The sequence below is a fragment of the Billgrantia lactosivorans genome (assembly GCF_003254665.1).
GTDB classification, from domain to species: Bacteria; Pseudomonadota; Gammaproteobacteria; order Pseudomonadales; family Halomonadaceae; genus Halomonas; species Halomonas lactosivorans.
Genome location: NZ_QHGY01000001.1, coordinates 982,839 through 1,004,841, shown reverse-complemented (window position 1 = coordinate 1,004,841; position 22,003 = coordinate 982,839). Strand labels below are relative to the sequence as shown.

The window sequence follows — 22,003 nt, the reverse complement described above, 5'->3', positions numbered from 1 at the left end:
GAGACACGCGACACCATGGACAAGCTGAAGATGCACTCCCCCAACCTGACCGAGGCCAACATCGCCAAGCTGGCCGAGCTGTTCCCCAGCTGCGTTACAGAAGCACGGGATGAGCAAGGGCGAGTGAAGCAAGCCATCGACTTCGACCAGCTGCGCCAGGAGCTCTCCGAGCATATCGTCGAGGGACCCCAGGAGCGCTACCACCTCAACTGGCCCGGCAAGCGCGAAGCCCTGCTGGCAGCCAATGCGCCGATTGCCAAGACATTGCGTCCGTGTAGGGAAGAGAGTGTCGACTTTGATAATACCAAGAACCTGTTTATAGAAGGGGATAATCTTGAGGCTCTAAAGCTTCTCCAGGAAACATATCTTGGAAAAGTAAAGATGATCTATATTGATCCGCCATATAACACTGGCAATGATTTTGTTTATAAGGACGACTTCTCTACTTCTTCAGAAGGTTATTTCTTGTCATCTAACCAGGTTGACGAAGTGAAAGGAAGGTTGGTCGCAAACCCAGAAAGTAACGGGCGCAGGCACTCTGATTGGCTTTCGATGATGTATGGCAGGATAAGGCTTTCAAGAAATTTACTGAGGGATGATGGGCTGATATTTATCTCTATCGACGATAATGAGCTTGCCAATCTAATTAAGATTTGCGATGAAATTTTTGGCGAAGAGAATCTTGTTGCAAACTTTGTTTGGGAGAAAAGGACTAATAGGGAAAACAGGAAAGTTGTTTCTTCAAGGCATGATTATTTGGTTTGCTATTGTAAAAATATTCACCATGGTGGTCGTGTCCTCAAACAACTACCCATGAGTGAAAAGGCACTTGCGAACTATAAAAACCCAGATAATGATCCTCGCGGCCCATGGAAGTCAGACCCTGCTACGGCTCAGGCTGGCCATGGCACCAAAAGTCAGTTTTACACTTTTGTGGCTCCAAACGGTACGAAGCATGAGCTTGAAAGTGGCCGTTGCTGGCTTTATACAGAAGAGGTTATGAAAAAGGCTGCTGAAGAGGGTAGGTTGTGGTTTGGCAAAGAAGGAAGCGGCGTTCCAAGAATTAAAACGTATTTGAATGAAAAGGAAAGGGGTTTAACACCTGAATCCATTTGGTTTGCTAGAGATGCTGCGACTAATGAGCAAGCAAAAAATTATCTAAAAAAGCTTTTTGATGGAAAGTCGGTTTTTGATACTCCAAAGCCAATTGATCTTATCGAAATTGCGTTAAGAGTTTCGACAGATGAAGATGATCTGGTTTTAGATTTTTTCGGCGGCTCGGCAACTACAGCTCATGCCGTAATGAGGCTAAATAAATCGGACGCGGGTAGGCGCAGGTTTATTGTTGTTCAACTAGATGAGCCATGCCTTGAAAGTAGCGATGCTTTCAAGAATGGATACGAAACAGTCTCTGAAATAGCTTTGGATAGAATTAAAAGAGCTGCTAAAGACCTGTCGGATGACTTGGTCGATAACCAAGGTATTGACTTTGGCGTCCGGATTTTAAAGATTGGCCCTTCAAATATGAAGGATGTTTATTATAATCCTGATATCCTTGTTCAAGATTCACTTAAAGGAATGGTAGACAATGTCAGGGATAATTCTCTTCCCGAAGACCTTCTCTTTCAAGTCTTGCTCGATTGGGGCGTAGACCTGTCACTTCCCATCTCTCGCCAAGAGGTTGATGGAAAAACCATCTTCCTCGTCGACGGGGCCGAGAAGCATATGGCCCTGGCCGCCTGCTTCGACCTGGATATCGACGAGGCATTCGTCAAACAGCTCGCCGAGTACGAGCCGCTGCGCGTGGTGTTCCGCGATGCCGGCTTCGCCAGCGACAGCGTCAAGATCAACGTCGAGCAAATCTTCGCCCAGAAGTCGCCCAATACCGACGTCAAGGTGATCTAGGCCCATGAGCATGGACGAGCAGGCGCTGAAGCAGTTGCTGCACTCCCTAATCGAGCGCTGGGAGAGCGAGGTGGTCGAGTTCAAGCGCGGTGGCAAGGGCTTCTCCACCTCGGATCTCGGCAAGTACCTCTCGGCGCTGGCCAACGAGGCGAATCTGCGTGCCAGCGAAAGCGCCTGGCTGGTCTTTGGCATCGACGACAAGACCCGGCGCATCCTGGGGTCCGAGTACCGCCAAGCCCCCGGCGAGCTCGACAAGCTCAAGATGCAGATAGCTGACGGCACCGAGCCCAGCATCACCTTCCGCGACATCCACGAGCTGGAGACCCCAGAAGGCCGGGTGCTGCTGTTCGAGGTTCCACCTGCACCGATGGGCATGCCCATCGCCTGGCAAGGGCACTACTTTGCTCGCGCCGGGGAGAGTCTGACCGGCTTGGGCCTGGACAAGCAGGATGCGATCCGGCGACAGACCGACGCCACCGACTGGTCCGTGCAGTTGGTGCCGAATGCCACGCTCGACCATCTCGACCCCGAGGCGGTCAACAAGGCCCGAGAGTCCTTCGCCAAGAAGTACGCCAACCGCTTCGAGCCCGGCGAAGTAATGGGGTGGCCGCTGGCCACCTTCCTGGATCGCGCCAAGCTGACGCTGGACGGCAAGGTGACCCGGGCGGCCCTCCTGCTGCTCGGCAAGGAAGAGGCGGTGCCGCTGCTATCCCCTCATCCCGCTCAGCTGACCTGGAAGTTGGAGGGACCGGAGCGGGCCTACCAACACTTCGGCCCGCCGTTCCTGCTGGCCACGACGCGGCTCTACCAGCAGATCCGCAACGTGCAGGTGCGAATCCTGCCGGAGGACCAGCTGCTGGGCGTGGAGCTGGCCAAGTACGACCAGCGGATCGTGCTGGAAGCGCTGCACAACTGCATCGCCCATCAGGATTACGCCCGCAACGGCAGGGTCCTGGTCACCGAAGAGCCGGACCGGCTCATCCTGGAAAACGCAGGGGGCTTCTTCGAAGGCAGGCCGGAGGACTACGTCACCGGCCACAAGACACCGATGCACTACCGCAATCCCTTCCTGGTAAACGCCATGGTCGAGCTGAACATGATCGACACCATGGGCTACGGCATCCACGAGATGCACCTGGGGCAGGCCAAACGCTACCTTCCCATGCCGGACTATGACGTAACCGACCCCTCCCGGGTGAGGCTGACGATCTACGGCAGCATCGTCGATCCGGCCTACACGCGCATGCTGATCAAGAAGACCGAGCTCTCCCTGCAGGAGATCCTGGCCCTGGATCGCGTGCAGAAACAGCTGCCGCTCGACAAGGAGATGACGAGTCGTCTGCGCCGCGCCAAGCTGATCGAAGGCCGGCAGCCCAATCTGCGCGTCTCCGCCGAGATCGCGACAGCAACGGCGACCAAGGCCCAGTACATCCACACCCGTGGGCAGGATGACGCCTTCTACGCCAAGCTGGTGACTGGTTATCTGGCCAAGTTCGGCTCCGCCAGCCGCCAGGAGATCGACACCCTGCTGTGGGACAAGCTCAGCGATGCCCTGGATGAGCCAAAGAAGAAGGCAAAGGTGGGCAACATCCTGACCAAGCTGCGACGCGCTGGCCAGATCCGCAATGCCGGCAGCCGCGGTGCGCCGGAATGGCGACTGGTGCAGGACGATGCAGAAAGGTCTGCAGAAAGAAACGGCGGCTCTGCAGAAAGAGACTGAACGAATTTTTGTTTAAGCCATTGATTTTAAAATTAAAGCATCGAGAGCCCTTTCTGCAGGCTCCGATGCCGGTGCAGAAAGGAAGGCCATGAAGCTCAAGTTCAAGACTCAGGAGTACCAGACGCGGGCAGTCGAGGCGCTGGCGGACTGCTTTGCTGGCCAGCCCTTCAGCAGCGGTATCCGCTACCGTATCGATCCGGGCGAGGCAGCGCCCCTGGCGCAGCCAATGCAGCGTGACATGTATGCCTCGCCAGATTCCGACGACGCCGGCTTCAAGAACGCCGCGCTGGAGCTGACGGAGCTTGAGCTCCTGAACAACATCCGGACCGTGCAGCGCCGCCAGAACCTGCCGCTCTCCGACGGCTTGAAGAAGGATGACAAGACCGGCTGCCCCTACAACCTGGATGTAGAGATGGAGACCGGCACCGGCAAGACCTACGTCTACCTGAAGAGCATGTTCGAGCTGAAGCAGCGCTACGGCTGGAGCAAGTTCATCGTGGTGGTGCCCAGCATCGCCATCCGCGAGGGGGTCTACAAGTCGCTGCAGATCACCGCCGACCACTTCCTGGAGAGCTACGGGGAGAAGGCGCGCTTCTTCATCTACAACTCGAAGCAGCTGCACAACCTGGAAAGCTTCTCCTCGGATGCCGGCATCAGCGTGATGGTCATCAACGTGCAGGCCTTCAACTCTCGTGGTGCCGACAACCGCCGCATCTACGATGAGCTGGATGACTTCCAGTCGCGCCGCCCCATCGACGTCATCAAGGCCAACCGACCGATCCTGTTCCTCGATGAACCGCAGAAGATGGAAGGGGGCAAGACGCTCAGCTCACTGAGCGAGTTCAACCCGCTGTTCATCGTCCGCTACTCGGCGACCCACAAGACGACCTACAACAAGATCCACCGCCTGGATGCCTTGGACGCCTACAACCAGAAGCTGGTGAAGAAGATCTCGGTGCATGGCGTCACCACCAAGGGCCTCACCGGCACCGATGCCTACCTCTACCTGGAAAATATCGAGACGGCCAAGAACAAGCCTCCTGTGGCCTGGGTCGAGTACGAGGAGAAGTCGGCCAGCGGCGTGAAGCGCAAGCGCCGCAAGCTGGGCAAGGGTGACAACCTGCATGAGCTGTCGGATGGGCTGGACCAGTACAAGGGATTCGTCGTCTCGGATATTGATGCCAGGATCGATCAGCTCAGCTTCACCAACGGCGTCGAGCTCACCGCTGGAGAGGTCACCGTCGATGTCACCGAGAAGGCGCTGCGCCAGATCCAGATCCGCGAGGCGGTCAAGGCACATTTCAAGAAGGAGCAGTTGCTGTTCTCCCAGGGGGTCAAGGTGCTCACCCTGTTCTTCATCGACGAGGTGGCCAAGTACCGCCAGTACGATGAGGGCGGTGAGGTGCTGGGCGAGTACGCCCGGATCTTCGAGGAGGAGTACAACCACCAGCTCAACCAGGTGCTGACCCTGGAAGACAGCGAGTACAACCGTTACCTGAAGGGCATCAGCGCATCGGATACCCACAACGGCTACTTCTCCATCGACAAGAAGTCCAAGCGCCTCGTCGACCCCAAGACCAAGGCGCGCTCGACCGAGACGGACGATGTCGATGCCTACGACCTGATCTTGAAGGACAAGGAGCGCCTGCTCTCCTTCGAGGAGCCCACGCGCTTCATCTTCTCCCACTCCGCACTGCGGGAGGGCTGGGACAACCCCAACGTGTTCGTCATCTGCACGCTGAAGCACAGCGACAACACCATCTCCCGGCGCCAAGAGGTCGGGCGCGGCCTGCGCCTGGCGGTCAACCAGCTGGGGGACCGCATGGACGACCCGCTGACGGTGCACGACATCAACGAGCTGACGGTGGTCGCCAGCGAGAGCTACAAGGACTTCGTCACCGCCTTGCAGCGCGATATCAGCAACGATCTCTCCGAGCGCCCGCGGGTCGCCGATGAGGCCTACTTCATCGGCAAGCTGCTCGTGTCGGATGAGGGCGAGGTAGAGGTCACGTCGGCTATGGCCAAGGAGATCTACCGCTACCTGCTCAAGCACGACTACACGGATAGCGCAGACCACATCACCGAGGCCTACCATCAGGCCAAGGAAGAGGGCACCCTGGCCGATCTCCCGGAGTCGCTGCAGCCCCATGCACAGCAGGTCTTTCAGCTGATCGACAGCGTCTTCAGCAACGCCCAACTGCCGCACATCGAGGATGGTCGCAAGGCGAAGCTGAATCCGCTCAACGACAACTTCCACAAGAAGGAATTTCAGGAGCTCTGGGAGCGCATCAACCGCAAAGCGGCCTACTCCGTCAGCTTCGACTCCAACGAGCTAATCGAGAAATGCGTGGGCTACCTTGACCTGAAGCTCGGTGTGAAGCGCCTGGAGTACCAGGTGGAGCGCGGCACCCAGAAGGCCGAAGCCAGCTACCAGGACATGACCAGCGGGCAGGCCTTCACCGTCAACGAGAGCGAGCGGGTCAAGCATGACGGTTCGCTTCACTCGGCGGTCCAGTACGACCTGATCGGCCGCCTGGCCGAGGCCACGCAGCTGACGCGGCGCACCGTCGCGGCGATTCTCTCCAAGATCCAGCCGAAGACCTTCAAGCAGTACCGGATGAACCCGGAAGACTTCATGGCCCAGGCTGCCAGGCTGATCAACGAGCAAAAGGCCACTATGGTGGTCGAGCACATCAGCTACGACCCCATCAACGAGCAGCACGGCCGGGAAATCTTCACTATCGAGAAGCCAGAGAACCATCTGGATCGAGCCTATAAGGCCAAGCGGCATGTCTTCGACTACGTGGTAACCGACTCCAAGATCGAGCGTGACTTCGTCGAGGAGCTCGACACCGGCAAGGAAGTGGTGGTCTACGCCAAGCTGCCGAAAAGCTTCTTCATCCCGACGCCGGTGGGTAATTACAACCCTGACTGGGCCATCGCCTTCAGCGAGAACGACGTCAAGCACGTCTACTTCGTGGCCGAGACCAAGGGCAGCATGTCATCACTAGAACTGCGAGAGCTCGAGCAGGCCAAAATCAAGTGCGCCACGGAATTCTTCGACACTATCGCCACGGCGAAGGTGAAGTATGATGTCGTGGATTCCTATGACAAGCTGATGGATTTGGTTAGATAAAGAAAAAAAGCCAGGCCCTACAAAGGCCTGGCTTTATGTCGGAATTGAGATAAGGAAAGTTTTGTGGCTAGAGTTGTACTAGTGAGAAGCCCGATTGAATTAGCAAAAATAGATAAGGTCGGGTATGGCTGGTCTCAGATGAATTTTTCAGAGCATCCATCTGATGACTCTCTCATGGCAGAGTTTCGTGAGAAGGATGTCGAGGTAGGTAGAAAAGGGAACCAAATTAGGCGATTCTTTAATATTCGTGCCGGTGACTTGATAGTGGTGCCCGTCGCTCGCGCTATCCTCCTTGCCAGAGCTACTGGTCAGAAGAGCTTTGGATTAGACGTTGGCTATGGCGAAAATCGCGTCGGTGCAGAATTTTTGAGAGACCCAGATGGGACAATCAAAAGGGTTCCTCGCGATGATCTCTCCACTGCGCTTGCAACACGTTTAAAAATTCGAATGGCAGTTGCATCGCTGGATGAGTTTTCAGATGAGCTGGAAACTCTATATGCTCGGCTAGAATCTGGCGGATTCAGTAACATAAACAGCCAGCATGAAGTTGAAAATATTGAAGCAATTGAAGTTTTCAAGAGGAGACTGCTAGATCGCATCCAACAAGGTAATATTTTTCTTTCTGGAGGCGGGAATGGTATGGAAATGCTGGTGATGGAGCTCTTTAAGCTGGAAGGGTATGATGTTCACCGGCCAAGCAAGCGGCACTACGAAGGTATTGCAGATGCAGATATTGAGGCTTACCGAAAGGATCGGTTCAATCCTACCAAACTTATCATTCAAGTGAAGCATCATCAAGGCGTCACAGGGAAGCACGGCATCCGGCAGCTCGCCGCAATTGATGAGGAGGATGCCCAGCGCTGGCTGATCACGACTGCCGTTACAGGTGAAAGCACCAAGGCTTTGGCCGAGAAAGATGGAATCCAGATAATGGATGGCATTGATTTTGTGGATTGGCTATTTGAGCATTGCCAAAATTTATCTGTAATTACACGAAGTCGACTTGGGTTATCCGATGCCCCCGTGCTGCTATAGATATTTTTAGTATGAATTTTGATGAACTATGCACAGATTACGATCAGGCCAGTTAGTGATGGGGTGCTTGTTGAAAAATTGCTGTTAAACGGTCTTGGTAAGTTTTTTCTTTCCCCCTCCTTGAAGGAGGGGGCGCTGCCTTGCGTTTGCTGTCTGCTTTTGCAGTGGCTGTTTCAAGTGAGTAACATGAATGCTGCTGCTTGCGCTAACTAAACCAGCGTAAGAGAGTTTCCTTTGCTTTTTCTGCGTGCTCGTCTTTGATGTGGGCCGCTACCACTCCGATTGCTCCAACCAAAATTCCTATGTCATCGGTATAACCTAATACCGGCGTTAAATCAGGTATTGCATCTACTGGGGAAATGAAATAACCTAAAGCTCCATACATTGTGGTTTTTGCCCACGTAGGCGTATCTGGGTCTTGTGCCGAATAATAGAGCTTCATCGCAGGCGACAGGGTTTTTTCGCCCGCTTTTTTTGCATATTTAGTGACTTTTTTCCAGAACCCCTCGTCTGAATAATTTTTTTCGTTCTCGCTTATTTCTCTATTTATTTCTTCGCTTGCTTTCTCTTCATTCGTGCTTTTAGTATTGGTTTTTATGGCTGTTTCTTGCGGTAGGGTTTCTTGTTCGTGCTCCTTTTTTTCGGGGCTATGATTAGGAATATCTTCCATGGTTGCTCTGGCGCCGCTCAATGAAATTTCCTCATCGGAAATGCTTGTTAGAACATCATGGGTATTGGTTTTACTCATTTCATTGTCGCCTTGGTGAATTCTAAAACAATTGTTTCTGATTAAATTTTATTTATGCCTGCTGGTGTTGTCTGGATAAAATTTTCCTAGCACATGAAAGTATTTCCTCCTTCCAGTCCTGTGGCTCAATGACCTCTACGCTGGCACCCATCCCTCTCAGCCACCACAGGGTTTGCTGATCATTCGGCACTAACGCTTCCAATTGGTACCAGTCGCTGTCGGAAAGTGGTGTGAGGGTCTGCTTTTCGGCCAGCGGTGTTTCCGTCAGCAGCCAGGCGACCTGGGGCTCGATGTGGGCGACCAGCCGGACGTCAGCCTTCCCTTGCGGGTAGCCGAAGGCACCGCTCGCGATGTAGTCGTCCAGGTTGAAGTCCGCGGACTCCCGCCACGCGGCCTCGCTGAAGGCAGCGGCTTCAATGCGCTGCATGGCGAACTGGCGGATATCGTTGTAGTCGTTCACGGTGGCGAGCAGGTAGGTCACGCTGTGGCGGCTGACCATGCCCTGCGGATGTAGGGTGAACGTCTTGCGCTCCTCCCGACTGCGCGAGAGGTAGGTCACATCCAGCGACCGCTGCTCCAGCAGCGCCTGGGCAACGGTCTGCCAGGTGGCTTCCTCGAGTTGGGCGGGGATGAGGGCCTTGCCGTTGGGTATCGCGCGCACGCGCCTGGCCCACTGGCTCAGCCCGTTGCGCTGCATCTCATCCAGAAGTTGCCGTGCGCTTCGGAATTGTGGCGCCAACTGGCCGATCACAACCGGTGGTAGCAACCCCTTCAGGTATTCTTCGGCCAGCACAAGGGTCAGAGCGCTCGGTACGTCGAGTGCCGGCAGGTCGCAGTGGTAGTCGCGATCGAAGTACCAGCGGTAGGGCTTCTCGCTGTCGTCGCAGCCAAGGGGGAAGAACCGCGAGAGCCGTCCGCGCAGGTCGCGCTGCAGGGAGCGGTTGTCGATGACGAAGCCTCGCTCGTGCAACTTTTCCAGCAAGACCGGCGTGCTGATGCGGCCGGGATAGCGCGGGATCAGCTGCAGCATGGTCAAAAAGCGAAACAGAGTATCACGGCTCTCGGACATGGCTTTCCTTGGAGTTATAGCGGAACTCGATGGCTTCCTCAGGCTAACGGTGCCGTACGGTAGCCATGATGCGCTGGATCAACCAAAGCGCCTTTCGCGTGCTGTTTGCCGAGGCGACCTCGGGCGTTGCCAGCAGCGATTCGACGCGATTGCTCCACTGCCGGGCGAGCGCCGTGCAATTCATCTCAGCAGGCTCTAATTGATCCACTAATTCTTCTTCGGCCAAATGGGGGTGAAACTTTAGCCATTCGTGTATCTCGATCAGTGGCTTGCCGATGCAGGCGGGAAAGAAGGTGGCCTTGCCGGGTAGAGCGATACCCAGCAGCAGCAGTACGGCATTGACTTCATGGTCGCAGGCCAGGTGCCAGCGATGGTGATCGGTGACAGGGGCAGGGAGGAAATGCCCGGCAACGCAGTGCCAGACCAGGTGGGCGTGAATGTGACACCGGGTGGCATCGTCCAGGCCGCCACTCCATAGGGGGTTGAAGCGAATGCGGGTGCCATCGGTGGTGGCCGTGTCGAGTGTCGTATCCATGGCCAGGGGAAGGTATCCGGCCAAGGCCCAGGTCAGGGGTTGGTGCTGTTGCCAACGCGCTCGATCGGTGAGCCATTTGTCCAGTTGGTAGGCGTCGCGTTCGTGTGTCCTTGTCGCCACGGTGAGAGTCGGGTGCGTCATGATGGCCTCCTGGCAAGTGCACTTGCCTGACTATCGCACCGTGTAGCGACAACTCTCGTCGCACCACTCAGCTGGCGGCCAGCGCGAATATCGCCACCCCCAGGGCCAGGCCGGCGCCGATGGCGGCAAAGCGGCGGGTGCGGCGGCGATCCTGGCGCGACGAACCGGCGGCGTAGTCGAAGCGCTCGTAGAGGATGCGCCGCATCGGCATGCCCACGTCGAGAAGCGCGTCCGAGACCGCCGTGACCATCCCGCCGGGGCCGCACATGAGCACGACAGAGCGTGTCGGATCGAGCCCTTCGAGAAGCGTGGAAAGCCGTTGCCGATCGAGCCGGCCGACCTCTCCTCGATAGCCGGGGGCGGTGGTCTCGGAAAGCAGGAGCACGCGAAGGTCGAGACGCGCGCGGGCCGCTTCGATCTCGTCGAGGCAGGCGAAGTTCGCCGGGGCGCCGACGGCGTAGGCGAGCCGCACGGGACGCCGCTCGCCCCGCGCCAGCATGTCGCGCAGCAGACCCATGATCGGTGCGATGCCGACCCCGCCCGCGATCAGGATCACGGCCTTGGCGTCGCTGCCCTCCAGCACGAATTCGCCGTAGGGTCCGTCGAGCCCGATCGGCGTACCGGGAATCAGCGTGCCCACCGTACTCGTGAAGTCCCCCACCTCCTTGATGATCAGCCTGGTGCCGGGGTCGAGGGGGCTGTCGGAGAGCGAGAAGGGGTGGTCCAGGAGCGGAAACCGTCGCCGCCCGACGGTCAGCCAGACGAACTGGCCGGCGTGGTAGACCAGGGGTGGCGTGCCGGGGGCGGGCTCGACATGCAGCTGCCACATCCGGTCGGCGACGCGCGAGACGCTGGCGAGCGTCCACGGATGCCGGTGCAGCTTGTACCAGCGCCAGCCATAGAGCACCCCGACCACCGCCGCGACGGCGGCGCCGGTGGCGAGCCAGATCGGCGGCAGCGGCGCGGCGGCGGTGAACCGGCCGGCCGCGAAGGCATGGTGGAGGCTGCCCGCCACCGCCAGGACCCCGAGCGGCAGGTGCGTGGCGCGCCAGGTCTCGTAGCGCCACGGCAGTTTCTCGCGAAGCAGCGACGTGACGAGCAGCAGCGCGAAGGCGGCCCAGGCCACGACCCCGCTGCGGTAGTGCGGCGAGGTCAGGTAGACCTCGAGCCGCTCGCGCCCCAGCGCCGGTGCGTCGAGCCAGGTGGGCAGGACGTAGAACAGCGGATGCAGCACCACCGCGACCAGGACCCACCACGCCGCGATCTTGTGGAACGCCATGATCTTGTCGATGCCGAGATGGCGCGAGACGCGATCAAAGCGGCCCGAGGTCACGAACTGTACCGCCATCGCGACGACCGCGACCATGCCGAGGGCCGCCGCCGCCCGCTCCCAATGATCGCCCGGCGCGGCGCGGCCGAACAGCGCCACCGCGAGCGGCAGCAGGACGACGCCGAGGTAGAGGGCGGCAAGGACGGGGCCCGGCAGGCGAATCGCATGGTGGCCGGTCTCATGGGAGGCGCTGTCTTCAGGGTCTGTCATTGTGTTTCCGAATGTAAGTCCCTCGTCTATGATCGAAGATAGACCAAACCCGGACGACACGGGCCTCGGGCGCCCGTGCTATCCGGCTGCGGGGCAGCAGCAAGGGGAGGGCGGCGCTATGTGGAGCCAGTGTATTCGTCGTATTGCCGTCATTGCGACGCTTGCCTTGGCATCTCCTGCCCTGGCGCAGGATGACGACGCGGCGCTCTCCGCGATCGTCGCGGCGTGGCTCGCGGCGCCGCACGGCGACTACCGCTCGCCGGCGTTCACGTACTGGAATGCGGAAGGCGAGGTACCGACGAGCTGCGCGGCCTGCCATTCCCAGCCGGGCTTTATCGACTACCTGGGCGCAGACGGCAGCGCGGCGGGCGCCGTCGACGCCCCGGCGGCGATCAATGCGCCGATTGGCTGCGCCTCCTGCCATACCACCGCCGCGCATGAGCTCGACGCGGTGACGTTTCCGTCGGGTGCCAGCGTCACGGCGCTGGGCGAGGCGGCGGTCTGCACGGCCTGCCATCAGGGGCGTGCGTCCAGCGACACGGTCGCCGCACGGGTCGAGGGCCTCGACGAGGACGCGGTCGTCTCCGAGCTCGGCTTCATCAACGTGCACTATGCTGTCGCGGCGGCGACGCTGCACGGCGCGCACGTTCGCGGCGGCTACCAGTATGCCGGGCGCGACTATGTGGGGCGCTTCCCGCACGTGCCGAGCGCGAGCAACTGTACCTCCTGCCATGATCCCCACACGACCCGGGTCGCCACCGAGACATGCCTGAGCTGTCACCGCGGCGTCGACGAGATCACTGCAATCCGCACACGCCACGGCGACTTCGACGGTGACGGTAACACCGCCGAAGGCATTCACGGCGAAATCGAGACCCTGCGCGCCCGCCTCGGCGAGGCGATCGTCCGTTACGCCGCCGAAGTGACCGAAAGGCCGATCGGCTACGCCGCGGATACCTTCCCCTATTTCTTCGCCGACAGCGACGGAAATGGGGACATCAGCCCCGACGAGGCCGTCTTTCCCAACCGCTATCAGAGCTGGACACCGCGCCTGTTGAAGGCGGCCTACAACTACCAGTTCGCGAAGAAGGACCCCGGCGCCTACGTTCACAACCCCGGCTATGTATTGCAACTGCTCCATGACAGCCTCGCCAGCCTGGCGCAGCGCATCGAGGTGGAAGTGCCGTCAATTCGGCGGCAATGACCCGACTGCCGCGGAGGCAAGTCAAACCTGGTCACCCGCCACAGGTCGGGTTCAGGTGCGTAGCGAGAAGCGACGATTCGTGCCGCCTGGCAAGCCAAGCCTGGCGAGACTCGCACGCAGAGGCGGCATGGACGAGACGAAAATGCCCCGACCGGAGGTCGGGGCGAAGGATCGAGAGACAGAGACTTGTGTTGCTGGAATCGCTATCGGGATGAAGGCGGAATTGCTTCCGCCCATACCATCAGAAGTCGTACTTGACCATGCCCTGCAGGCGCATCGCGTCGCCGTCACGGCCGTCCACAACTTCACGGCTGTGCCAGCTCGCCTCGATGCCGTAGCTGATACGGTTGCCCGGCGACCAGATGTAGTTCAGCCAGACATCCTCGAACTGAGCATTGTCGTCTGCGGTGGCATTGCTTTCGTCCAGATCGGGGTCGATCAGGGTATAGGCAAGGTTGATCGCGCCCGGGCCGACATTGAGGCTGGCGCCGACGGTGCCGCCGGTGGCCTCGATGGTCTCCAGGTTGCCGTCTGCGTCGACGATGGCCGGGGCAGCCGGGTTGCCGTGCAGGTAGCCGCCGATGCCGTCACCGTGGGCGATGCCGCCGCGCAGGGTCAGCGCGTCGCTGACGGCCAGTGAGGCGTCGAAGCCCATGCCCCAGCCGGTTGCCGTATCGTCGGAGCCGCCCACCGTATCGTACTCGAGACGGCGCAACAGGCCGGAAACGGAGTAGCTGAAGTTGCCGGCATTGCCCTGGTAGCGCGCGGTCAGGTCGGGAAGCTGGTTCTTGGCGTCGTCATTGACGGGGCTCCCGCCCAGCTTGTCGGGATCCTCGATGGCCATGGAAAAGCCGCCGGTGGTATAGCGCAGCTGCGCCTGACGATCCAGCACGGCGCGGCCACCGATGCCGGTGAAATCGATGGTCGGCGTGCCGGCGAGGAAGCTGCCGAAGTTGGTCCAGGTCTGACCGGCAAGAATTCCGTTCCACTCGCCAAAGGCGTGGCGCAGGCGGAATTCCGGGGCGTTGGCGGTACCGCCGTAGAAGTCGCCCTCGATGGTGGTCTTCAGGGTGCTGCCGGAAACCGGGGTGGAGGTGGAGAAGCCGATACGGCTCTCGGCCGCATGCAGGTTGGTGTGGCCGTCGCTGGTCTCTTCACCGTCGAGGGCGATGTCACCGCGTGCCACGCTCTTTTCGCCGATCTCGTTGTCCACGTCGTAGATCACGTCGAGCTTGGCGTAGCCATAGACCGAGACGGTGGTGTCGCCTGCCTCGAACTCGAAGGCGTTTGCGGCGCTTGCCACGGCGAGGGCGAGGGCGCTGGCGGAGAAGATGGCAGTCTTCTTGAGATTCTTGTGAAATGTCACGTGCAGTTCCTTGTTATTCGCCGGTGCTTCGGCGGCCGAGCACCGGGCTCATGCGTTGTGATTTATAGTGATTGACGATGTGGCATCCCCACCCAGGCATGCGAAATGCTTAGGCTTCCCTACGAAAGTTACAGGAACAACCATCATCGGAAACCGACCTTAACGAGGCGAAACGTTGATTACAATTTTGTAAGCAAAAATTACGACAAAAGGATGAGATGGGGCTTGATAGGAGGGCGGAACTGGCTGAAAGGCCCAGATAGGGGCTCGCGCCTCGGGCAGCAATTTGTCCAATGCGCTGCGCGCTCTGGCAGGCTGCTGCTGGAAAGCGCTTGACCAAGCGTCGTATGGCCCTTCAGGACGATGCAGGCAATAGGGCCGAATGGGGGGCGAAGTGAACCGCGAAAATCAGCACGGCTTCGCTGCCACCGAGTTGCCTCTCAGCGGCAGCGAGCCAGCTGAATGACGCCATTTTCAGCCCACGCGCTCTCTCGGTACCTGGCGCAGGTGGCTGGCGGTCTGGCCGCCGGGCAGCGCGGCGATACGGTCGGCGGCGAGAAGCAGCCGGGGCAGGTCGATGCCGGTGTCGACCCCGCCCCCCTGCAGGGCGTAGAGCAGGTCCTCGGTGGCGGTGTTGCCGGTGGCGCCGGGGGCGAAGGGGCAGCCCCCCAGGCCCGCGCAGGCCGTGTCCACGGCCGTGGCGCCGTGATGAATGGCGAACAGCGCATTGGCCACGCCCATGCCGTAGGTGTCGTGGCCATGGAAGGCCCACTCCAGCCCCGGGCGGGCATGCCGTTCGCGCAGGCGGGTGAAGTGGTCGGCCACCTGGTAGGGCGTCGCACGGCCGGTGGTGTCGCACAGCGCGACCTCGGTGGGCAAATCGCCGATCCGCTCAAGCGCCTTGCCGAGCACGCGGTCGACCTGCTGCCAGGCGATGGTGCCCTCGAAGGGGCAGTCGAAGCTGGTGCCCAGATCGAGGCGCAGGCGCGTGCCTTCGCTCTGCTGCAGACGCTCGATCACCCGGGCCAGATCGCCGAGCGACTCCTCGGGGGTGCGGCGCACGTTGCTGCGGTTGTGGGATTCGGACACCGACACCACGTAGACCACTTCACGGATGCCATGTGCCAGCGCCAGCTCGGCGCCCTTGAGGTTGGGCACCAGCGCCGAGAGGCGTACCCCGGGGCGTTCGGCGAAGGCCGCCACCAGCTCGCCGGTGTCGGCCATCTGCGGGATGGCCCTGGGGCTGACGAAGGAGCCGATCTCCAGGCGCGTGACACCGGCATCGAGCAGCGCCTCGATACAGCGCTGCTTGTCGGCGGTGGGCAGCGGATCGCGGATGGACTGGAAGCCGTCGCGCGGGGCGACCTCGACGATCGCCACGCGTTGCGGTGGCCTGAGTGCCGTCATGTCACGTTCTCCTCAGGAGACGAAGCCTTGCGTTGTCGCAGCCAGTTGATCACCCCGCCGGCCGTGAGGATCGCCACCTGACGGGGGCTCAGCTCGTGCATCAGCGTGAGGGGCGCGCCGTCGAGCGTGGCCTGGATGCGCTGCCCGGCAGCCAGCTGACCGCGCACATCGTCGATGACCAGGGTCTGGCCACGCGCGATGCGGCCGTAGTCCGCCGGGTCGCGGAAGGTCAGCGGCAGCACGCCGAAGCATGGCAGGTTCTGCCAGTGGATGCGCGCGATGCTCCTGGCGATGACCACCTGCAGGCCGAGCAGGCGCGGCACCAGCGCGGCATTCTCGCGGCTCGAGCCCTGGCCGTAGTTGTTGCCGCCGACGATGGCATGGCCGGCATCGCCACGCGCTCTGGCGCGTGCCACGTAGTCCGGGTCCAGCGCCTCGAAGGTGTGCTCGGCGGAGGCGTAGACGTTGCTCCAGATCGGCAGCACGCGCGCCCCGGCGGGCATGATGTCGTCGGTGGAGACGTTGTCGCCGGCCTTGAGCAGCACCGGCACCTCGATGCGCTCGGGCAGCGGGGTCAGCGCCGGCAGCGGTGGCGTGTTGTCGGTGGCGAGCAGCGAGACGTGCCGCGCGCGCTCCGCGGGCAGCGGCGGCACGAACCAGTCGTCGCTGACCGCCATTCGCGCAGGCTCCCGCACCCGGGGGCAGGGCATGCCGAGGCTGCGCGGGTCGGTGATGACGCCGGCTAGTGCCGAGGCGGCAGCGGTCTCGGGGCTGCACAGGAAGACGCTGTCCTCGCGCGTGCCGGAGCGGCCGGGAAAGTTGCGCGGCACCGTGCGCAGGCTGTTGCGCCCGGCGGCGGGCGCCTGGCCCATGCCGATGCAGCCGTTGCAGCCCGGCTGGTGCAGGCGCGCGCCGGCCTCGACCAGGGCGGCGAGGTGGCCCTCGCCGATCAGGGCGGAGAGCACCTGGCGTGTCGAGGGGTTGATGTCCAGCGAGACCTCGCTGGCCACGCGCCGGCCCTTGACGATCTCCGCCACCACGGCGAAGTCGCGATAGCCGGGGTTGCCGGAGGAGCCGATGTAGGCCTGGTAGAGCGGCTCGCCGGCGACCCGGGACACCGGCACCACCTTGTCGGGGCTGGAGGGCAGTGCGATCAGCGGCTCCAGCGTCGAGAGGTCGATGCGTTCGCTGCGGTCGTAGCGGCAGCCCGGGTCGGCGGCCAGCGGTCGCCAGTCGGCCTCGCGGCCGCGCGAGCGCAGGAACTCGCGGGTTACCTCGTCGCTGGGGAAGACGCTGGCGGTGGCCCCCATCTCGGTGCCCATGTTGGCCAGCACATGGCGGTCCATGGCATCCAGCGCGGCCAGGCCGGGGCCGTGATACTCGAGGATGCAGTTCTTCGCCCCGGCGACGCCGTGGCGACGCAGCAGCTCGAGAATCACGTCCTTGGCGCTGACCCACTCGGGCAGATCGCCTTCCAGGCGCACGCCGATGACCTCCGGCATCGGCAGGTAGAGCGGTTCGCCGGCCATGGCCATGGCCACCTCGATGCCGCCGGCGCCGATGGCCAGCATGCTCAGGGCGCCGGCCGCGGTGGTGTGGCTGTCGCAGCCGACCAGGCTCTGGCCGGGCACGCCGAAGCGCTCCATGTGCACGGGGTGGCTGATGCCGTTGCCCGGCCCGCTGTACCACACCCCCAGCCGCTCGCAGGCGCTCTTCAGGAACAGGTGAGCGTCGGCGTTGATATTGTCCGGCTGCAGCAGGGTGTGGTCGATGTACTGCACGCTGGGGTCGGTGCGTACCCGATCGATACCCATGGCGTCGAGCTCCAGCATCACCAGGGTGCCGAGGATGTCCTGCAGCAGCGTCTGGTCCATGCGCAGGGCGATCTCGCTGCCGGGCGTCATCTCGCCGTCGAGCAGGTGCGCGGCGATCAGCTTGTGGCTGAGCGTTTCAGACATCGGTTGGCACCTCCTTCGATGGGGCTGGCGTCGTTTCGGGGTGCAGGCAGCGGTAGCCGGATCGGCACACGTCGATCAGGAACTGCAGCCCGAGCAGGCCGAAACCGATGGGCAGCATGGCGTAGGGGATGCCGGTCGGGGTGCCCAGCGCGCTGGAGACGCGCTCGCCGTATTCGAACGCCTGCATCGTCATGATGCCCCCGCGCCACACCATGATGAAGCTGAAGGTGGCGCCGAGCAGGCCGGTGATCACGCCGATCAACGCCTGCAGGCGCAGCGGCATCTTGTCGGCGAAGAACTCGATGCGGATGTGGGCCTCGTTTCGCTGCGCCTCGGCGGCGCCCATCACCGCCAGATAGACCAGCAGGAAGGAGTTGATCTCCAGGCTCCAGCTGGTCGGCGCCGAGAAGGCGTGGCGCATCAGGGCGTCGTAGCAGATGGTCAGCGCCATGAAGACGAGCATCAGGATCGAGGCGCCGCGCAGGACGGCCATCAGGCCGTCCCAGCTGCGTAGGGCATTGACGCTCATGGCAACCTCCTCAGGCCTCGCCGAGGGCCAGGGCGATGGCGCGTTCGCCGACCTCCTCGCCGACTTCGCCCTTCCAGTGCTCCCATCCCGCCTCGGTGTGCTCGTTGAAGGCGGCCAGGTCCTCCTCGCTGGGCTCGATCACCTCGATGCCGGCTTCCTCCATCATCGGCCAGTACTCGTTGGGGTAGACGTCGTTGTTGCAGTGCTCGATGAAGTTGTCGTCGTACCACTGGGCGGCCTCCTGAAGGGCGTTGCGCACGTCGTCGTCGAGGCTGTCCCAGCGGTCGCGCAGCATGAACGGGGCGACCGTGAAGGCCGTCACCGGCAGCTTGTAGCAGGCGGCCAGCTGTTCGTGCAGGCTGCGGCCCACCACCGTGGAGATATTGAAGATGCCGGCATCCACGGTACCGCGCTGCAGCGCCTGGTAGGTCTCCGAGGAGGGGATGCGGGTGGCACCGATGTCGTAGTTCTCCAGCGCGGTGGTGGCCTCGTAGCCGACCACGCGGATCTTCTTGCCGCGCATGTCCTCGAGGGAGCGAATCGGGTTCTCCTCGGTGCTCCAGATGTACTCCGGCTCGAGGATGCCGCCGCCGGAGCAGAGCATGTAGAGGTTCTCCTCGGCGAGCTGCTCGTTGATCAGCTCCATCAGCGGGCTGCCCAGCTTGAGCCGCTCGGGATGCTGGTACAGCTCGTCGACCACGCCGGGCAGGCCGGTGATGCCGAGGATCGGCAGCGAGCGGGTGATGTAGGAGAGGGTGTGGAACATGAAGTCCACGCTGCCGGCACGCAGCCCCGGCAGCTGCTCGTCGGCGGTCAGCAGCTGGCCGGAGTGGTGGTAGTCGAAGTCGATGACGTCGGCGTGGTTCTCTTCCAGGAACTTGACGAAGCCGTCGGAGCCGTAGCTCAGCGCCTTGTAGGAGGGCGTGATGTAGTTCACCCCGGTCAAGGCCGTGGCGGCCATGGCGCGGGGCGCGAACAGGCTGTGCCCGCCGAACAGGCTGGCGCCGGCGGTGGCGAAGGTGCCGTACTTGAGCAGTTGGCGGCGTGTGATGGTCATGGTGAGTCTCCTGCTTGTTGTTGTACTCGGCTCGCGTTGCGAGCGATGGGTTTGCGGCCGGGGCCGCGCTCTTGCCGGACTACATGAGCCCCGGCAACCACAGGCTGAGGCTGGGGAAGAACACGAACAGCATCAGCACCAGGAACTGCACGGCGACGAACGGCAGGGAGCTGCGGATGATCTCCTCGATGGACAGGTCCGGACACACGCCGCGCAAGGCATAGAGGTTGAGCCCCACCGGCGGGGTGACCACGGCGATCTCGAGGTTGAGCACCATGACGATGCCGAACCACAGCGGGTCGTAGCCCAGCGCCTCCACCAGCGGCAGCAGCACCGGCGTGGTGACCACGATCAGCGACACCGCGTCCACCAGCATGCCGAGCAGGATCAGCAGCAGCATCACCGCCAGCAGGATGGCCCAGGCGGGCAGGCCGCTGTTGGTCAGGGTCTCGGTGAGCAGTTGCGGCACGCGCACCATGTTGAGGTAGTCGCCGAAGATCTTGGCGCAGCCCATGATCAACAGGATGGCGCCGCTGATTCGCGCGGTGGTGCCGAGGATCTGGAGCAGCCGGGCCCAGCTCAGGCTGCGGAAGACCACCGCGGCGATGAGGAAGGCGCCCAGCGCCCCGACCCCCGCCGCCTCGCTGGGCGTGGCGAAGCCGGTGTAGATCGACCCGAGCACCGCCAGCACCAGCAGCGCGGCATGCCAGATCTGGCCCAGGCTCTCGAAGCGTTCGCGCCAGGTGAAGCGCTGCTCGGCAACCGGTGCCTCCTGCGGGTTCAGGCTGACGCGCACGAAGATGTAGGCCGACAGGGCCAGGGCCAGCACGATGCCGGGCACGATGCCGCCGATGAACAGGTCGGCCACCGAGACGCTGGAGACCGCGCCGTAGATGATGAAGGGCACGCTGGGCGGAATCAGCATCGCCAGCGCGCCGGCGGTGACCACCGAGCCGGCGGCCAGGGTTCGGCTGTAGCCGCGCTCGAGCATCTGCGGCACGGCGATGGAGCCGACCGCGGCCACCCCCGCCAGGCTGACCCCCGAGACGGCGCCGAACATCGCCGAGGCACCCACCGAGGAGATCGCCAGGCTGCCGCGCAGCCAGTTGAGCCAGCGCACCGCCGCCTGGAACAGGTTGGCGCCGACCGGCGTGGCGCCGAGCAGGCTGCCCATCAGGATGAACAGCGGCAGCGCGACCATCTCGAACACGTTGAGCTGGCCGAACAGCGACGACGGGGCGAAGAAGAACGCCAGCGAGCCGCGCGCCGTGTACAGGCCGATCAGGCCCGCGACGCCCAGCGAGAGGAAGATCGGCACGCCCAGGCCGATCATGGCGACCAGGGCGAGTATGACCAGTGCGGTTTCCATGAGCGTCTCCTAGATCACCTGGTCGCGGCGCAGCGCGTCGAGCGCGGCCGTGTCGTAGCCGAGCCAGCCCGACAGGATCGCCTCGGTGTGCTCGCCGAGCGCCGGCCCCACGTGGCGTACCCGTCCGGGGCTGTGCGACAGCCGCGGAAAGACGTTCTGCATGGGCAGCGGCCGGCCGTGGCGGTCGGGCACCTCGACGATCGCCTCGCGGGCCTGGAAGTGCGGGTCGGCCAGCATGTCGGGGGCGCGGTAGACCAGCCCTGCCGGGACCCCGGCCCGGGCCAGGATGTCGACCACCTGCTGGGCGTCGTGCTGGCGTGTCCAGGTGGCCACCAGGTCGTCGATGGCCTGCTGGTGCTCGCCGCGGGCGCGGTGGGTGGCGTAGTCGGGGTGGTCGGCCAGGCCCGGCTGGCCCATGGCCTCGCACAGGCGGCGGAACACCGTGTCCTGGTTGGCGCCGATGATCACGTCGCGCCCGTCGCGGGCCGGGTAGGCGTTGGAGGGAGCGATCTTGGGCAGGAAGCTGCCGCTGCGCTCGCGCACCTTGCCGGCGCGGGCGTACTCGGGGACCAGGCTCTCCATCATCGCCAGCACCGACTCGAAGATCGAGCTGTCGACGACCTGGCCGCAGCCGCTGCGGGCGCGCTGGTGCAGGGCCATCATGGTGCCCAGCGCGGCATGTACCCCGGCCAGGGTGTCGCCCAGCGAAATGCCGACGCGCACCGGGGGGCGGTCGGGATAGCCGCTGATGTAGCGCAGGCCGCCCATCGCCTCGCACACCGAGGCGAAGCCGGCGCGCGAGGCGTAGGGGCCGTCCTGGCCGAAGCCGGTGACGCGCACCATGACCAGGCCGGGGTTGTCGCGGGAGAGCGCCTCGTAGCCGAGCCCCCAGCGCTCCATGGTGCCGGGGCGGAAGTTCTCGATGACCACGTCGGCCTGGCGGGCCAGCTCGCGCAGCAGCGCCTGGCCGCGCGGCTGGCGCAGGTCGAGCGTCAGCGACTGCTTGTTGCGGGCGATGACGTTCCACCACAGCGGCTCGCCGTCCTGGGGATCTGCCTCGCCCCACTGGCGCATGGCGTCGCCCTTGCCGGGCGGTTCCACCTTGACGACCTGGGCGCCGAAGTCGGCCAGTACCTGTCCGCAGTAGGGGCCGGCGATCAGTTGTCCCAGCTCGAGCACCTTGACGTCATCGAGAGGGGGCGGAGTCGGGTTGTCGTGTGGAGTCATTGTTGTTGTATGGCCTCTTTATGGTTATCCGCCGAGCGAGCCGGCTCGAGGGCGCCG

Annotated in this window: 16 protein-coding genes; 5 read left to right on the top strand and 11 right to left on the bottom strand. The window is 62.4% G+C overall.

Features of this window, described 5'->3' with window-relative positions; all coding sequences use genetic code 11:
- The first annotated feature begins 15 nt into the window (after positions 1 to 15).
- The 4 genes from DIS04_RS04470 (at position 16) to DIS04_RS04455 (ending at position 7,796) form a co-directional block, all read left to right on the top strand.
- Positions 16 to 1,905, top strand: a complete 1,890-nt coding sequence (locus DIS04_RS04470; protein WP_179951213.1) for a site-specific DNA-methyltransferase — start codon at positions 16 to 18, stop codon at positions 1,903 to 1,905.
- A gap of 4 nt (positions 1,906 to 1,909) precedes the next feature.
- Complete coding sequence (locus DIS04_RS04465; RefSeq protein ID WP_245904480.1) at positions 1,910 to 3,625, top strand: RNA-binding domain-containing protein; 1,716 nt, start codon at positions 1,910 to 1,912, stop codon at positions 3,623 to 3,625.
- 88 nt (positions 3,626 to 3,713) lie between these two features.
- Positions 3,714 to 6,761 carry a type III restriction-modification system endonuclease gene (locus DIS04_RS04460; RefSeq protein ID WP_111412490.1) on the top strand — a complete coding sequence of 1,016 codons (3,048 nt, stop codon included), beginning with the start codon at positions 3,714 to 3,716 and terminating at the stop codon, positions 6,759 to 6,761.
- Positions 6,762 to 6,824: 63 nt separating this feature from the next.
- On the top strand, positions 6,825 to 7,796 hold the full coding sequence (locus DIS04_RS04455; RefSeq protein WP_162623014.1) for a restriction endonuclease: 972 nt from the start codon (positions 6,825 to 6,827) through the stop codon (positions 7,794 to 7,796).
- A gap of 205 nt (positions 7,797 to 8,001) precedes the next feature.
- Here DIS04_RS04455 and DIS04_RS04450 read toward each other — a convergent pair whose 3' ends face one another.
- The 4 genes from DIS04_RS04450 to DIS04_RS04435 form a co-directional block, all read right to left on the bottom strand.
- Positions 8,002 to 8,544, bottom strand: a complete 543-nt coding sequence (locus tag DIS04_RS04450) for a YkvA family protein (RefSeq protein ID WP_245904479.1) — start codon at positions 8,542 to 8,544, stop codon at positions 8,002 to 8,004.
- A gap of 52 nt (positions 8,545 to 8,596) precedes the next feature.
- Entirely contained in the window at positions 8,597 to 9,613 is a 1,017-nt protein-coding gene (locus tag DIS04_RS04445; protein WP_111412488.1) for a helix-turn-helix transcriptional regulator, read from the bottom strand.
- A 43-nt stretch (positions 9,614 to 9,656) separates the two neighbouring features.
- On the bottom strand, positions 9,657 to 10,289 hold the full coding sequence (locus DIS04_RS04440; RefSeq protein ID WP_111412487.1) for a DUF2201 family putative metallopeptidase: 633 nt from the start codon (positions 10,287 to 10,289) through the stop codon (positions 9,657 to 9,659).
- Between the two features lie 67 nt (positions 10,290 to 10,356).
- Positions 10,357 to 11,829, bottom strand: coding sequence for a ferric reductase-like transmembrane domain-containing protein (locus DIS04_RS04435; protein ID WP_111412486.1), 1,473 nt, complete (start codon positions 11,827 to 11,829; stop codon positions 10,357 to 10,359).
- A gap of 118 nt (positions 11,830 to 11,947) precedes the next feature.
- Here DIS04_RS04435 and DIS04_RS04430 point away from each other — a divergent pair, with 118 nt between their 5' ends.
- A complete protein-coding gene (locus DIS04_RS04430) occupies positions 11,948 to 13,033 on the top strand; it encodes a cytochrome c3 family protein (protein ID WP_218938122.1) in 1,086 nt (361 codons plus the stop codon).
- 241 nt (positions 13,034 to 13,274) lie between these two features.
- On the opposite strand, the gene DIS04_RS04425 is transcribed toward DIS04_RS04430, so the two are convergent.
- The 7 genes from DIS04_RS04425 to DIS04_RS04395 form a co-directional block, all read right to left on the bottom strand.
- Positions 13,275 to 14,399, bottom strand: a complete 1,125-nt coding sequence (locus DIS04_RS04425) for a DcaP family trimeric outer membrane transporter (protein ID WP_111412485.1) — start codon at positions 14,397 to 14,399, stop codon at positions 13,275 to 13,277.
- A gap of 474 nt (positions 14,400 to 14,873) precedes the next feature.
- Positions 14,874 to 15,806, bottom strand: coding sequence for a hydroxymethylglutaryl-CoA lyase (locus DIS04_RS04420; protein ID WP_111412484.1), 933 nt, complete (start codon positions 15,804 to 15,806; stop codon positions 14,874 to 14,876).
- On the bottom strand, positions 15,803 to 17,764 hold the full coding sequence (locus tag DIS04_RS04415; protein WP_111412483.1) for an aconitate hydratase: 1,962 nt from the start codon (positions 17,762 to 17,764) through the stop codon (positions 15,803 to 15,805). The genes DIS04_RS04420 and DIS04_RS04415 overlap by 4 nt, the downstream gene beginning before the upstream one ends.
- Positions 17,757 to 18,293, bottom strand: coding sequence for a TRAP transporter small permease (locus DIS04_RS04410; RefSeq protein WP_111412482.1), 537 nt, complete (start codon positions 18,291 to 18,293; stop codon positions 17,757 to 17,759). The genes DIS04_RS04415 and DIS04_RS04410 overlap by 8 nt, the downstream gene beginning before the upstream one ends.
- 10 nt (positions 18,294 to 18,303) lie before the next feature.
- A complete protein-coding gene (locus DIS04_RS04405) occupies positions 18,304 to 19,350 on the bottom strand; it encodes a TRAP transporter substrate-binding protein (protein ID WP_111412481.1) in 1,047 nt (348 codons plus the stop codon).
- A 79-nt stretch (positions 19,351 to 19,429) separates the two neighbouring features.
- The gene (locus DIS04_RS04400) at positions 19,430 to 20,719 is read right to left on the bottom strand and encodes a TRAP transporter large permease (protein WP_111412480.1); all 1,290 of its coding nucleotides are present in this window, start codon (positions 20,717 to 20,719) and stop codon (positions 19,430 to 19,432) included.
- 9 nt (positions 20,720 to 20,728) lie between these two features.
- Positions 20,729 to 21,946 (bottom strand): CaiB/BaiF CoA transferase family protein, encoded by a 1,218-nt coding sequence (locus tag DIS04_RS04395; protein WP_111412479.1) that lies wholly within the window; start codon positions 21,944 to 21,946, stop codon positions 20,729 to 20,731.
- Positions 21,947 to 22,003 lie beyond the last annotated feature (57 nt).

Coding starts and splice junctions, on each gene's coding strand:
- DIS04_RS04450 (WP_245904479.1), bottom strand. CDS start 8,544: ATGAGTAAAACCAATACCCATGATGTTCTAACAAGCATTTCCGATGAG.
- DIS04_RS04440 (WP_111412487.1), bottom strand. CDS start 10,289: ATGACGCACCCGACTCTCACCGTGGCGACAAGGACACACGAACGCGAC.
- DIS04_RS04460 (WP_111412490.1), top strand. CDS start 3,714: ATGAAGCTCAAGTTCAAGACTCAGGAGTACCAGACGCGGGCAGTCGAG.
- DIS04_RS04430 (WP_218938122.1), top strand. CDS start 11,948: ATGTGGAGCCAGTGTATTCGTCGTATTGCCGTCATTGCGACGCTTGCC.
- DIS04_RS04405 (WP_111412481.1), bottom strand. CDS start 19,350: ATGACCATCACACGCCGCCAACTGCTCAAGTACGGCACCTTCGCCACC.
- DIS04_RS04465 (WP_245904480.1), top strand. CDS start 1,910: ATGAGCATGGACGAGCAGGCGCTGAAGCAGTTGCTGCACTCCCTAATC.
- DIS04_RS04470 (WP_179951213.1), top strand. CDS start 16: ATGGACAAGCTGAAGATGCACTCCCCCAACCTGACCGAGGCCAACATC.
- DIS04_RS04435 (WP_111412486.1), bottom strand. CDS start 11,829: ATGACAGACCCTGAAGACAGCGCCTCCCATGAGACCGGCCACCATGCG.
- DIS04_RS04445 (WP_111412488.1), bottom strand. CDS start 9,613: ATGTCCGAGAGCCGTGATACTCTGTTTCGCTTTTTGACCATGCTGCAG.
- DIS04_RS04410 (WP_111412482.1), bottom strand. CDS start 18,293: ATGAGCGTCAATGCCCTACGCAGCTGGGACGGCCTGATGGCCGTCCTG.
- DIS04_RS04420 (WP_111412484.1), bottom strand. CDS start 15,806: ATGACGGCACTCAGGCCACCGCAACGCGTGGCGATCGTCGAGGTCGCC.
- DIS04_RS04400 (WP_111412480.1), bottom strand. CDS start 20,719: ATGGAAACCGCACTGGTCATACTCGCCCTGGTCGCCATGATCGGCCTG.
- DIS04_RS04415 (WP_111412483.1), bottom strand. CDS start 17,764: ATGTCTGAAACGCTCAGCCACAAGCTGATCGCCGCGCACCTGCTCGAC.
- DIS04_RS04395 (WP_111412479.1), bottom strand. CDS start 21,946: ATGACTCCACACGACAACCCGACTCCGCCCCCTCTCGATGACGTCAAG.